11 protein-coding genes are annotated in these 12,984 nt (G+C 44.8%); 1 reads left to right on the forward strand and 10 read right to left on the reverse strand.

Going from position 1 to position 12,984, the window contains the following annotated elements; genetic code table 11:
• Positions 1 to 183: 183 nt before the first annotated feature.
• The 10 genes from QUA54_RS21110 to QUA54_RS21155 form a co-directional block, all read right to left on the reverse strand.
• Positions 184 to 2,607, reverse strand: a complete 2,424-nt coding sequence (locus tag QUA54_RS21110; protein WP_333416160.1) for an ATP-binding protein — start codon at positions 2,605 to 2,607, stop codon at positions 184 to 186.
• Positions 2,608 to 3,046: 439 nt separating this feature from the next.
• Complete coding sequence (locus QUA54_RS21115) at positions 3,047 to 3,772, reverse strand: TVP38/TMEM64 family protein (RefSeq protein WP_333416161.1); 726 nt, start codon at positions 3,770 to 3,772, stop codon at positions 3,047 to 3,049.
• A gap of 147 nt (positions 3,773 to 3,919) precedes the next feature.
• Positions 3,920 to 4,906: an arsenosugar biosynthesis radical SAM (seleno)protein ArsS gene (arsS, locus tag QUA54_RS21120; protein WP_333416162.1), complete on the reverse strand. Its 987-nt coding sequence runs from the start codon at positions 4,904 to 4,906 to the stop codon at positions 3,920 to 3,922.
• 297 nt (positions 4,907 to 5,203) lie between these two features.
• Positions 5,204 to 5,599: an arsenate reductase, glutathione/glutaredoxin type gene (gene arsC, locus QUA54_RS21125; protein WP_333359924.1), complete on the reverse strand. Its 396-nt coding sequence runs from the start codon at positions 5,597 to 5,599 to the stop codon at positions 5,204 to 5,206.
• Positions 5,600 to 5,635: 36 nt separating this feature from the next.
• Positions 5,636 to 6,292, reverse strand: a complete 657-nt coding sequence (gene arsH / locus QUA54_RS21130; protein WP_333416163.1) for an arsenical resistance protein ArsH — start codon at positions 6,290 to 6,292, stop codon at positions 5,636 to 5,638.
• A gap of 7 nt (positions 6,293 to 6,299) precedes the next feature.
• On the reverse strand, positions 6,300 to 7,004 hold the full coding sequence (locus QUA54_RS21135) for an MIP/aquaporin family protein (RefSeq protein WP_333416164.1): 705 nt from the start codon (positions 7,002 to 7,004) through the stop codon (positions 6,300 to 6,302).
• 104 nt (positions 7,005 to 7,108) lie between these two features.
• The gene (locus QUA54_RS21140) at positions 7,109 to 7,450 is read right to left on the reverse strand and encodes a metalloregulator ArsR/SmtB family transcription factor (protein ID WP_333416165.1); all 342 of its coding nucleotides are present in this window, start codon (positions 7,448 to 7,450) and stop codon (positions 7,109 to 7,111) included.
• A 138-nt stretch (positions 7,451 to 7,588) separates the two neighbouring features.
• Positions 7,589 to 8,704, reverse strand: a complete 1,116-nt coding sequence (locus tag QUA54_RS21145) for an inorganic phosphate transporter (protein WP_333416166.1) — start codon at positions 8,702 to 8,704, stop codon at positions 7,589 to 7,591.
• A 238-nt stretch (positions 8,705 to 8,942) separates the two neighbouring features.
• Complete coding sequence (locus tag QUA54_RS21150; RefSeq protein WP_172188171.1) at positions 8,943 to 9,197, reverse strand: hypothetical protein; 255 nt, start codon at positions 9,195 to 9,197, stop codon at positions 8,943 to 8,945.
• 177 nt (positions 9,198 to 9,374) lie between these two features.
• Positions 9,375 to 10,049 (reverse strand): HEAT repeat domain-containing protein, encoded by a 675-nt coding sequence (locus QUA54_RS21155; RefSeq protein ID WP_333191068.1) that lies wholly within the window; start codon positions 10,047 to 10,049, stop codon positions 9,375 to 9,377.
• Between the two features lie 268 nt (positions 10,050 to 10,317).
• Between QUA54_RS21155 and QUA54_RS21160 the strand changes: the two genes are divergently transcribed.
• Positions 10,318 to 12,777 (forward strand): CBS domain-containing protein, encoded by a 2,460-nt coding sequence (locus QUA54_RS21160; protein WP_333416167.1) that lies wholly within the window; start codon positions 10,318 to 10,320, stop codon positions 12,775 to 12,777.
• Positions 12,778 to 12,984 lie beyond the last annotated feature (207 nt).

Genomic DNA, 12,984 nt, shown 5'->3' on the forward strand with positions numbered 1-12,984 from the left:
CTTCCCTCTTCCCTCGAACCTCTATCCCTTACCTCGGTTACAAACTCCGTGGGCTTCCCTTCCCACTTCCTCCTGATACCACTTTCCAAAAATAATGGAACTGTAGATAATATCCAAAACCTTGTATTATAGGCATTCCCAAATTTAAAATCTAAAATCTAAAATCTAAAATCTAAAATAGTCTTACTTGCCGTTACTAATAGGAATTTTTACCAAAAACTCCGTGCCACCGCCCGGAGGTTTAGAAATTTCGATGCTGCCGCCGTGTCCGTCCACTACAATTTTGTAGCTAATTGCTAACCCCAAACCAGTGCCTTTGCCCACGGGTTTGGTAGTAAAAAAAGGGTTATAAATTTGGTCTTTAACGCTGTCGGGAATGCCCGGGCCGTTGTCTGCGATCGCCACTTTCAGAAATTTACCGCCATTTTCGCGAACTACTCCCGTGGAAATTGTAATGATTTTATCCAGGCGATCTATCTCGTTCAAGGCATCGATCGCATTGCTCAGCAAGTTCATAAACACCTGATTGAGCTGAGACGGATAGCACTCGACTAAAGGTACTTTTCCGTATTTCTTGACTATATAAACTCTATTTTTGAGGCGATTGGAGAGCAGCAGCAAGGTATTTTCCATACCTTCGTTAATGTCCGCCAGCTTTTTGTCAGATTCATCGAGGCGAGAAAAGTTGCGCAAAGAAAGAACTATGCTGCGAATGCGTTCAGTTCCTATTTTCATAGAATCCAATATATGCGGCAAATCTTCCTCGATAAATTCTAACTCAATTTCTTCTACAAAATCTGCGATTTCCTGGGGAACCTCTGGGAAGGTTTGTTTGTATAAACTCACCAAGTCTAACAAATCTTTAGTATATTTGCTGGTGTGAGGCAAATTAGCGGAAATGAAGTTAACAGGGTTGTTGATTTCGTGGGCGATCCCGGCCACCATTTGACCTAATGATGACATTTTTTCGCTCTGCACTAAATGAGTTTGAGTTGTTTTCAGTTCATTTAAGGCACTATTGAGCCGTTTTATTTGGTCTTGGGTTTGACTGTAAAGGTGAGCTTGAGTAATTGCGATCGCCAATTGGTCTGCCACAGCTTTTAACAGTTGGATTTCCTCCTCGCTCCACAGCCAATGAGTAGCGTGGCTGCAAATTAAATAACCCTGCGGCTGGTTCTGAGTCTGAACAGGTACGGCTAAATAGCTATTAGCTTTAAGTTCGATATGTTGAGCTGCACACTCCGCCAAAGTGTCGCTCGAAAGAATAATTGGTTCGCTTTGACCGCTCCGTACTAACACATTTTCGATAAAGTAAGGATCAAACTTTATGGCTGGTGTCGGAGAATCCGATTGGCAAGATTCCGACATAATTTTTAACATTTTGTTTTGCGGTTCGTACCAACCAAAAGCCGCCCGTTCTAGATGCAGCAAACTTACTATTTCTTCGACTGTACTTTGCACGATTTTGTCTAATTCTAGGGAAGCCCGAATGCGTCCGGCAATCCGGTTGAGCATCGCTTCTCGCTCCGCTTGAGCGCGATTGTTTTCGGAAGAGTAAATTAGCCAAATTGCTGCTAGCATTGCCGGGCCGAGCAGTCCGGCGACTACAGATGTCAGCAAATTTAATGCTTGCAGTTGGGATTCAATATTTTCGCGGGGAATTACTAAAGCCATCGACCAGTTAACTTCCTTGAGGGGAGCATAGGCCACATACACCCATTTGTTATCTATTTTTACCAGTTCGATGTTCGTCTGGCGATCGATCATCTGCCGCGCAATTGTGGAGAGTGCGGGGTCTTGTGAGTGTAAAAAGCTTGGGGCCGGCCGATCGATATTTCCGATTAAGTTACTGTTGGGATGAACAATTGGCACTCCTTGTGAATTGATCGCAAAAGCATAACTGTCGGAACCGTACTGCAAGCTGTTAGCCACAGATGCTACTCTGTCTAATTTTATAGCGCCTGCGAGCACTCCAATTACTTTATTGGAACCGGGAGGCAAGGGCCAAATAGGAGCTGAAATGATGATCGTCGAAACTTTTGTACTGCGGCCGATCAGCGGGTCGGAAACGTTGACATACCCTGCCATTGTTGTGCGAAAGTGTTGGCGGTCTTTGGTGTTTCCGCGGTTGCCTAAAGTGTTGATAAATGAGCCGTCGGATTGAGTTAATGACAGGATGAAATACTCTTTTAATCTGTATATTTCTCCTTGCAACCGGGGCTCGACTAATTGCCAATTGAGAGTCCGAACCGTAGGATCGTAAGCAATGGTTTCTATTTCTGCTTTGCGGCTGCTGAGCCAGCGGTCGATTTCGTCGGTGCCTTTTTCTAGTTTTAATAGTGCTATTTGCTTTAAATTGTCGAGGATTAGTCCGCGCACAAAAAAATAGCTGATGCAAGCAGTTGTGCTAATGGTTAAAGCCGTGGTGGCCAGAATTAGCAGGGTCAGCAAATGGCGGCGCTGCCGTCTGTGCTGCCAAAGACTGTGCGCTTGTTGCCACCCTGATTGAGCAGAACTGCTGATGTTGTCCCAAAAGCGGCGCAGCTTTTTTGTTGGGTGCGGCGGCGCAGACATAGATCTGGCTTGATTTGCTGGGTTTTGCATCATCAAATGTTCCCTCAGAGTCAAATTCATCAAACGGCATTCTTCCTTGGTCCTTCGGCAGAATTAATATCAGGCAAGTAGTGACACCAGTTTAAGAAAAGAATGCAACTGTAGCCGAGATAAAAACGCTAGTAGTGATTAGTTATTCCCAATTCTTCAATCCTTTAATCTCAAGTCTAAATGGTATGATTTGCATTCCTGACTGCAAACAGTTTTTATTCTGGTAGGACACTCGCATTCTATTCTGGCATCAATTTTATATTTCGACCTTCGGTTTACCTACTTGAGGTGAGTGCTTTACGATATCTTTAATATCTATCTTGTTTGTATAACAAAATAATTGTAAATAACACAGAGAAAATACGGAGCTTTTTAAATTAGCAAAGTATTATAATGTATGGGGAAAACCCTCTTGACAATTTTACCAGTCTGTGCTGTAGTTTTAAGGGGAAATTTTTTCCTCTAAAGCTTTTTTGGCGAAGCGGGTTGCATAAACGGTGAGGGCGATCGTTGCTAGCAAACCAATGCCGTAGAGAGTCCACTCAGCAGAAGTGCGCGATCGCCCTGGCGATCCGAGTGCAGCCAAACTCCCGGCCAGGGAACCGATATAAACATACATGACAGTTCCGGGAATCATGCCGATCCAAGATGCGAAAAAATAGTCTTTTAGAGATACCTGCGTGACTCCAAAAGCATAGTTAAGCAAATTAAACGGAAAAATGGGAGAAAGCCGCGTCAGCAGCACAATTTTCCATCCTTCAGAGGCAACTGCGGAGTCGATCGCCTTAAATTTTTGATTGCCCTCTATCTGTTTGGAAACCCAGTCGCGAGTTAAATACCTTCCTGTTAAAAAAGCGCAAGTTGCGCCTAAAACTGAGCCGATGGAAACGCAAACCGAACCGCCAACGACTCCGAACAAAACGCCAGAACCTAGAGTCAGCAAAGAACCGGGGATAAATAGAACCGTTGCTACAATGTAAATTAGAATAAAAGCAGCAGGGCCCCAAGGGCCGAGACTCGCGATCGACTCCAGTGCATTTTTCAAAATTCCTTGGAAATTAAAAAACTTAGTCGCTGCAATTAAAGCCACAGCTAAACCAATCCCTAAAATCAGCTTCCAACTGTTGGATGGCGGCGGATTTTCACCGGGCGATCGCGAATCATTCATTGCTTACAATCTCCACTCTCAATAATATGGACATGGGGCATTGGGCCCAAAAGCATGGGGAATCGGGAATCGGGAATCGGGCCCAAGAGCATAGTTTCTTCCTTCTTCCTTCTTCCTTCTTCCTTCTTCCTTCTTCCTTCTTCCTTCTCAAATCAAAGTACCGCCGCAGCTAGAACCGCAACCCGCCGTACAGCCGTAACAATAAGCAGCAGTTTGCACCTCTTGAATCAAATCTAAACTGCCAGATTCGAGCAATTTAGCAACAGTTATCTTTTCCCCGCTGCCAGTTTTCGCCGGCAGATTTTCCATTTGGTTAAAATCGCAGTCGTAGACATTGCCTAAATAGTCGATCGACAATTCGTTACGGCACATTAAATGTTCCAGAGTACCGGGATTAAAATTCTCCTCCAAAAACCCGAGATAAGGCTTGTGGAGTTTCTTATGTTCCAAATGAAACTTAGTCCGTCCCACCGGCAAATTAGTAATCGCGAACAATTGATTAAAACAAATCCCAAAATGTTCTGCTAAATAAACCTTGTAATCTTGCTCTAACTTGCCCTGTTCCGGTGTTAGCGAAAACTTATCTGTTGCCGGCACTTGTGGATTGTACACCAAATCCAGAGTTAAATTTGGGTTTTTCCCGTATCCCAACTGATTTAGCTTTTGCAGTGCCCGAATCGAACTGTCAAAAACACCGCTACCGCGCATTTTATCCACATTGTCAGCTTGGTAGCAGGGAAGCGACGCCACAATTCTGAGTTGATGCTGCGCGCAATATTCGGGAATATCTTCAAAACCTTTTTCAAAGTAAATCGTCAAATTAGAACGAACAATTACCTCTTTACCTGCGGCCCTGGCAGCTTCCGCCAGCGGTTTAAAACCGTAAAGCATTTCGGGAGCACCGCCAGTGAGGTCAACAGTTTGAATTTGAGGAAAACGGCGAATGATTTGAATTAATTGGTCGCAAATTTCCGGGGAAAGTTCTTCTGTTCGTTTCGGGCTAGCTTCTACGTGGCAGTGAGTGCAAGCGAGGTTGCAGCGTTTGCCGAGATTAATTTGTAAAACTGTAATCTGCTTTTTAGTTAAAGCTGAGTGAAGTTTGTTTTTGAAAGGCGTGACTGCTGTCTGAATCATGTGCTAACCTTTTAGTCTCTGAACGCAACGAATGTAGAGGCGTTCGGCCGGAACGCCTCTCATAATTTAGCACTAATTATTTGGATGCGACAGCGACAAATTTTAACCGATCGCTACAAAGTTAATTGAACCTCACATCTTGCAACATTATTAAAAACAGGCTTTCCGGCCTGTTCCACAGGAGAGGAATTTTGTGGTGGAACAGGCCGGAAAGCCTGTTCATAAAAGGCTTATTGACAATACTGCAAGAGCTGAGTTAAAATCGACAAGGCAAGAATTATAATTTTGACACTAATCTTACTTTAGAGAGTCCACTAATTTCTCAACTCGTGCTTTAATTTCATCTCGAACGCGGTGAAAAGTTTCGATGGGTTGTCCGTCGGGGTCGTCGAGTTGCCAATCTTCAAACACTTCTCGCAATACCCACGCTTCGGGTAAATTCACACCGCAGCCGCAGAGAGAAATTACTGCATCGTAGTCTTCAGCATTGAATTCGCTTAATGGGTTTGATGTTTGATCGGTGATATCAATGCCGATTTCTGACATGACTTGAATTGCTGTGGGGTGAACTTTGCTTGATTCTAAACCGGAACTGGTGACTCCAATTTTACCATCTCCGATTGTTTTAGCGAATCCTTCTGCCATTTGCGATCGGCAGGAGTTTCTTTTGCAAACAAACATTACTTTTTTCATAGTTTTTGCTGGTTGTTGGTTGTTAGTTGTTAGTTGTTAATTAGATGTTTCAAGGGCGCGATTTGCTACGTCGATCGTTTCTTTAGCGGCTTGTTCCTTGCGTTCGCTGTAGCGATCGGTCAAATAGTCGGTTTGCTCCCGCAACAGCAAGGTAAACTTGTACAGTTCCTCCATCACGTCGATCGCGCGATCGCGATAAGGCGAATCCTTCATCGTCCCATCGTCGTTAAACTCTTGATAAGCCTTAGCAACCGAAGACTGATTCGGAATCGTAAACATCCGCATCCAGCGACCCAAAATTCTCAAAGTATTCACAGCATTAAAAGACTGCGAACCGCCGCTGACTTGCATCACCGCCAAAGTTCGGCCTTGAGTCGGTCTGACAGCCCCAATACTTAAAGGAATCCAGTCAATTTGGTTTTTCAGAATACCCGTAATATTGCCGTGCATTTCTGGACTCGACCACACTTGACCCTCCGACCACAGGCTCAATTCCCGCAACTCTTGAACCTTCGGATGAGTATCAGGAACGCTGCCGTAAATCGGCAGTTCTAGAGGATTGAAAAATCGAACTTCGGCACCGAAACCCTCAATAATTCTCGCCGATTCTTCCGCCAACAAGCGGCTGTAAGAACGCTCTCTTAAAGAACCGTATAGAAACAAAATTCTCGGTTTGTGCGTAAAACTTGTCATGATACTTTTAATTAAAATCCCGAAATCCGTTAGATATTTCTCGATAAACTGCGACTGCTAATTGTGCTCCCCAAATCGGAGCAACCCAGTAAACCCAATGGTGTTCCCAAATGCCGCCAATTAAAGCCGGGCCGAGCGATCGTGCCGGATTCATGCTCGCTCCGGTAATCGGCCCCATAAATGCAGATTCTAAGCCGACAGTTAAGCCAATTGCTATCCCGGCAAAACCGATGTGAGCGCGTCTATCTAATCCAGAACCGAGGATGACCAACATTAAGATAAAGGTCAAAACTGTTTCTAAAATTAGAGACTGCAACCAGTTACCTTTGAGAGGAATAGTTGCACCGAGATTGGCTACTTTACCTAGGGTAATTAGCAGCAATTGAGAAGCTGCGATCGCACCAGCACACTGCCCTAAAACGTAAGGCAAAACTTTGTATTTTGGGAAAAAACCGCTCGCCCAAAACCCTAAAGTTACGGCCGGATTAAAGTGTGCACCGCTGATGTGTCCTAGGGCGTAAATCATCGCCGTTACTACTGCACCAAATACAAAACTGATGCCTAAATGAGTTACGGAACCAGCGCTAGTTTTGTTAACCATCACCGCGCCGGTGCCTGCAAAAACCAAAATAAATGTACCTAGAAATTCCGCGATCGCCTCTCGCCTGCAATCGCGGCGAGCACAAGCTAACCTATGAGCTGTTGCATCCATCGCTCTGAACTAATTGTTGCCATCCCATCATATCAATAAAAATTGATATGTCAATTATCAAAAAAGCCATATCAGTATTTGAGTGATTAAGAAATATTGATGGGTTAACCCGAGTCGGAACAGGGGCGCGCCGGCAGGATCGGGCTGAAGCGCCGGTATTGGGCGAGATACTGTTCGAGGGCGACAAACTGGGTCAAATTGAGTCTGTAGTAAATCCAGCGGCTTTCTTGGCGGCTGCGGACTAAAGCTGCATCCTTCAAGGCTTTGAGGTGAAAAGAGAGTTTCGACTGAGGGACTTCAAGTCGATCGCACAAATCGCACACGCACAACTCCTGTTCCCGCAGCAACTCCAAAATCTGAAGCCGCAGGGGGTCAGAAAGAGCGTGAAAGCCAGCAGCGATCGATTTATCTGCAACAGGTGGCGCGATCGGAGAATTTTCAACCATAAATTACCCTTAAAATTTTATTCAAAAACTCCCGGCGCGATTTCTTTTTTTACCGTTAGATTTGATCGGGTTATCCTTTGATGACAATCCCAAATCAACTGCGAACTCTTTCTCTTCTAGGACTAACGATTAATTCTCTTACCGATGCAACACCCAGTAAGCACAGCCGCTGATTAACGCAGCAATTGGCAAGGTCAAAATCCATGATAGTAGAATATGATAGAAAACGCGCACATTAGCTTTTTTTGAAATCAATCCGACACCAAAAATTGAACCTACCGAAACATGAGTAGTAGAAACTGGAAGTCCATATCGACTAGCAGCAATAACTAAAAATCCAGTCACTAAGTTTGCCACCAGCCCTTGACCGGTATTCATTGCTGTCAGCTTTTTGCTCATTGTTTCGGCAACTTTTTTAGCATTCAATAAACCGCCGATCGCCATTCCCAAAGCTACTGCTAAACTTCCCCACTGAACTGATATTGATTGACCGACTAACATCAGCGAAACAATTTTCGGAGTATCGTTCAATCCTCGGGCAAAACTGACGATTCCCGCACTCATAAAATGGCAAACATCCACTAACTTTTGACTGGGAATTTGTAAGAAATTTCCCAGGTACCTTTGCGTGCATTTATCTATAGAATCGACCGCGACATCAGCGGTTGTGATGCACTTAAGTATGTTAGTTGCATCTGGCTGGGGAATGGGAATAATTTGTTGAGTTTGACCAGCGCAAATACACCATTCTTTCTGGATTCCTAAATAAACTCGCAGGTAGCGAGACAGCCCATAAATTAAAGCTGCTAATGGAATCGCAATCATGGGACTCAGCAACAAAGGCATTAGAAAAGTGTTCTGCAATGCTGTAAAATTAACTTCAGTAGCAATTGCTACTAAGCCTGCACCGACAAGAGCACCTGTAAGACCGTGAGTTGTGGAAATAGGGAATCCAGTTAAGGTAGCAAGAATAACGGTTAAACCCGCAGCGATCGCGACTGCCAAATGAAAATCTGGGGCATTGGCGATCTCGTCTGGAACTAGCCCTTTTCCCGAAAAGCTTTTTACCAGCGTTTCTGCTAAAAAAATAGAAAATACTGAACCTGCAAAAGTTGTGATCGTTGCCCAAGTAATTGCTGTTTTATAGCTCGTCGTCTGACTGCCAAACAGTGTTGCCACGCCTTTAAAATTATCATTAGCACCATTGCAGTATGCTAAAAAAAACGTGGCGATAAATAGCGCAATAAGTAACATTTTATTACTCAGAATAAGTGTGGTTTTTTTTGAAACAGTTTTTTGCCCAAGCCCCTACAGCCGCAAATTTGATTGTATAGACAGAGTTGCATCAAATAAAATAATTAAAATATTAAGATTTCTTTTGGGATTAGGCGAGCGATCGCGTCTTAATTTCGCGCCAGCAACATGAGCGCGATATTGAACGATACTATAATTAAGGCTCGGCGATCGCTTCCGGTACATTCACCCTACCCATTCACTTAGGATTTTGTACCCTTGCTGGCACATCTGTCAATCCCGCCTTCTGCATCAGCGAAATCACCCCTATAGATAGAATTCCCCCAATAATTGCCCCGACAACTACCAGGATAATAAAGACTTTTTGCAGAGTTTTTTTAGTTGCCGGGTGGTACTGTCTCGGCAATGCTTCACCTTGCTCGTCAACTTCTTGCTCCAAGGGGTCTAGCGGATTGGAGGGATTTGAGTTAAAAGGATTGGGCGCTTGATTCATGGTTAGTTTGGGTTAAAGGAGATCGACAACTATTTTAACTTGCGATTTACCCTCGCAGCTTAAATAATACATTCTGGTTTTACTTAATACTCTATAAATTTTATTAAGCTTGCTAAAATAAGGATTAACCCGGTTTATTGAATAAACCGGGTTTCTCAAGATACTAAAAGTTTTATGTCACGCTTCTGCTTTTGACAAACGATCGAGAGAAATAGTTGCCGCCTCAGATACTTGAGAATTGCTATCTTTTTCTAAGTATTTTAAAGCCGAAACGCTTTTAACACTCGGCAGATTGCCCAAAGCTTCAGCCAGCCGCTGACGGATCAGCCAATCTTCCGACTGAGCAAAATCGAGGATGCGATCGATCGCCCCAAGATCTTTAATTTCCCCCAAAGCCGAAATTGCCGCCTGCTGGATCACCACTTGCTCGCTGTCGAGAGCTTTTAGCAGCACGTCGCGAGCCCGGGGATCTTTGAGATTCCCCAGAGAAACAGCAGCGCTGAAGCGCACCAGCCATTGAGTATCTTCGTAAAAAGCCCGCACCAAAGCATCAAAAGCTCTGATATCTTCTAGATAGCCCAAAGCACCCGCAGCGTCAGCGCGAATGCCGTAATCTGGGTCAGTTTCTAGCAATTTGACTAGAATGGGATAGCACTCTGCTGTCGGTTTGACCCCGAGAGCAAACACAGCCATCGATCGCACTTGCAAACTTTCGTCGTTCAATACCTTTTTAATCAAAGGCACCGCCTCTGCAGCAGGCACGTTCCGCAAGTTGGCCAAAGCCACCATTCGATCCGCTGAATTTTGGCTTTCTAACTTGGCTGCAATTTGCTCTAAGCTTAAAGTTGTCATTATGAGTAAATCTTGTAGTAAAACTTTACATTCGGGTTATTTTGATTATAGGGGAGTCTCAGGGGAAAAGCAGGCAGTAAAAACCGCCCAAGGATTTGAGATCGGTAAGATTGCGGATTAGTGAGACGATTAATCTAAAGCTCAGATTGCGTAAAAATAATTAATTAGAAAGTTTATTATTTAAATCCCAAGCACAGGCGAGGTGTTTCTGCCGTTCCCCAAGGCTTTGCCCGATAGTTAGCCGCCCTCTGACAACCTGCAATCAACTATGTCGTTTTACCACCCGCCCTTTTACTCCTCAGCCTTAGAACAAGCGATCGATCGCTACCCTCTCACTGCCGGGCCAGAAACTTCCTTAGCAGTGGCGATCGCCTTGATGAGTCAGTTGCAAAACAGTTGTCCCCTAGTCAAAACACCTTTACCCTCAGACCGGGGATCTGTGACCGAAACGTCCGCGCCGGACAAGGTGCGGGCCCGCTGCGTGTTCGTCGTGGAGAATCAGCAGACTTTGACCACAGGCAATTTATCCGAGAACCCCAGCCGCGGACTGTTAATCGGCATATTAACTCCCGCCGACCTTGTGAGGCTGATAGCTTCTGGCAAAATAGACAGTCAGCATAAAGTAGCCCTGCACAAAATACCAATTTCCGAAGTGATGTCTCCGGTGTCTGTCTCCCTCACAGAATCCGATGACCAAGACGTGTTTACTGCTTTATCCTTATTTCGCCAGCACAAGATTCGCTATTTGCCGATCGTCAATCAATCGGGCCACTTGGTAGGAGTGCTGACGCGGGAAAGAATTCGCCAAGTATTGCAGCCTTCAAATATTCTCAAATTACGGCGAGTAGCAGAATTGATGACTACGCCAATTACAGCGCCCCACACCGCCTCGCTGAAGAGCATAACCGAACTGATGTCAGAGCATCAAGTCAGTTGTGTAGTCATTACAAAAAACAAAGAATTAACAATGGAGAAGCCCAAAGATGAGTATACCTCCATTTTTCACTATTCGTTTCACCAACCCCGGGGAATTCTTACCGAATATGACATCGTGCAGGCACAGTTTCTAGAACTAAATTTCGAGCAAACCCCAGCTCAAAAAGTCATGAGAACTCCTCTGCAATTTCTTCAACCTTCCGATTCCCTGTGGACGGCGCACAAAGAAATGCAGCAGCAACAAGTGCAGCGGTTGGTCGTGTGCGGGGGGCGCGGAGAACTGTTGGGAATTATTACTCAGACCAGCTTGCTCAGAGTCCTCGACCCCACCGAAATGTATCGAGTTGTCAAACAGTTGCAGCAGTCGGTTTATCAACTGCAAGCCGAAAAAGTGGAACTGCTGCAAAGCCGCAACGCCAAACTAGAACAGCAGGTGCGGGAACGGACTGCAAAACTCCACGAACAATTGCAGCGCGATCGGCTGTTAACTCACATTTCCTTGCGGATTCACCAATCCTTAAACCTCGAAGAAATTCTCCACGCCAGCGTCGATGAAGTCCGCCAAGTTTTGCAAGCCGATCGAGTAGCAATCCTGCATTTAGAGTCCAGCAATTACGGCATTGTAGTGGCAGAATCCGTTGCCGAAAATTGGCCTTCAATCTTGGGAGAAATCCTGCCCGATAATATTTGGCAAGAATCTGCTTCGGTGATAGAACAGGAAATTTATGCCGTCCCCGACATCGACCAAGCCCGTTTGAGCGCCGAAAAATATGCGCGGTTCCAGCAAGCGCAAATCAAAGCTTATTTGATTGTACCAATTTTGGAAGACGGCAATTTATGGGGAATGATGTGCGTCCATCAGTGCTCCGAATCCCGGCAGTGGCAGCCTTCGGAAGTGGATTTGCTGCAGCAACTGGCAACTCAAATCGCGATCGCGATTCAGCAAGCCCAACTCTATCAGCAAGTGCAAAATCTGAACACCGACCTCGAACGTCAAGTCCAAGAACGCACCGCCGAATTGCAGCAAAAAGTTCACGAACTCCAGCATTTAAACGTCCTCAAAGATGAATTTCTCAGCACAGTTTCTCACGAACTGCGGACGCCTTTAGCTAATATAAAAATGGCTATTCATATGCTGAGAATTTCTCCCACACCAGACAGGCGCCAGATTTATTTAGAAATTTTAGAAACAGAATGTACTAGAGAAACAGATTTGATTAATGATTTGCTAGATTTGCAGCGGCTCGAAGCCGCAACTTGTCCGATCGACCTCGAACCAGTAAACTTAGAAGCCTGGCTGCCTACTATTATCGACCCGTTTTACACCCGGGCCCATGACCGCCACCAGGATTTGCGAGTAGAGTGCGATCGCCACCTTCCCACGATCAGTTCCAACCGAGCTAGTTTGGGACGAATTTTAGCAGAGCTCCTCAACAATGCCTGCAAATATACTGCCAATGACGGCGAAATTTCTCTGAAAGTTGAGTGCAAAAACGAATACTGCGAACAACGAGGACAAAGAAAGAATTCGCGACAAGCAATTGCTCTAGCTTCAGAAATCCAATTTAAACTCAGCAATCAATCGTCCATTTCCATAGAGGAATTGCCTCGAATTTTTGAGAAATTTTATCGAGTTCCCAACGCCGATCCTTGGAAACAAGGAGGTACAGGTTTGGGTTTAGCTTTGGTTCAAAAACTTGTCGAACAGTTGCAGGGAAAAATTGAGGTTGAAAGCAGCAATGGCTGGACTAATTTTACAGTCACATTTCCCACCAATCCTGATGAAAATTAGTCCGCCATCAATCAATTTTAGATTTTAGATTTTAGATTTTAGATTTTAGACTTCGGCCTGAGAGGTTCGCCGAGCGCTTAGTCAAGTCGCGCTCAGTCGAACGATTTTAGATTTTGGATTTACTCCACAGACGAATCTGGGAGCTTGAACAAGAGTCTAAAATTTTGGGAGTTCCATGACTCCTGTCGGGGGCTTGTATCCTTTTTT

This window comes from Microcoleus sp. MOSTC5, from assembly GCF_036701825.1.
GTDB lineage: Bacteria > Cyanobacteriota > Cyanobacteriia > Cyanobacteriales > Microcoleaceae > Microcoleus > Microcoleus asticus.

Coding starts and splice junctions, on each gene's coding strand:
- QUA54_RS21140 (WP_333416165.1), bottom strand. CDS start 7,450: ATGGTTGAAAATTCTCCGATCGCGCCACCTGTTGCAGATAAATCGATC.
- QUA54_RS21115 (WP_333416161.1), bottom strand. CDS start 3,772: ATGAATGATTCGCGATCGCCCGGTGAAAATCCGCCGCCATCCAACAGT.
- QUA54_RS21135 (WP_333416164.1), bottom strand. CDS start 7,004: ATGGATGCAACAGCTCATAGGTTAGCTTGTGCTCGCCGCGATTGCAGG.
- arsS (WP_333416162.1), bottom strand. CDS start 4,906: ATGATTCAGACAGCAGTCACGCCTTTCAAAAACAAACTTCACTCAGCT.
- QUA54_RS21145 (WP_333416166.1), bottom strand. CDS start 8,704: ATGTTACTTATTGCGCTATTTATCGCCACGTTTTTTTTAGCATACTGC.
- QUA54_RS21155 (WP_333191068.1), bottom strand. CDS start 10,049: ATGACAACTTTAAGCTTAGAGCAAATTGCAGCCAAGTTAGAAAGCCAA.
- QUA54_RS21160 (WP_333416167.1), top strand. CDS start 10,318: ATGTCGTTTTACCACCCGCCCTTTTACTCCTCAGCCTTAGAACAAGCG.
- arsH (WP_333416163.1), bottom strand. CDS start 6,292: ATGACAAGTTTTACGCACAAACCGAGAATTTTGTTTCTATACGGTTCT.
- QUA54_RS21150 (WP_172188171.1), bottom strand. CDS start 9,197: ATGAATCAAGCGCCCAATCCTTTTAACTCAAATCCCTCCAATCCGCTA.
- QUA54_RS21110 (WP_333416160.1), bottom strand. CDS start 2,607: ATGATGCAAAACCCAGCAAATCAAGCCAGATCTATGTCTGCGCCGCCG.
- arsC (WP_333359924.1), bottom strand. CDS start 5,599: ATGAAAAAAGTAATGTTTGTTTGCAAAAGAAACTCCTGCCGATCGCAA.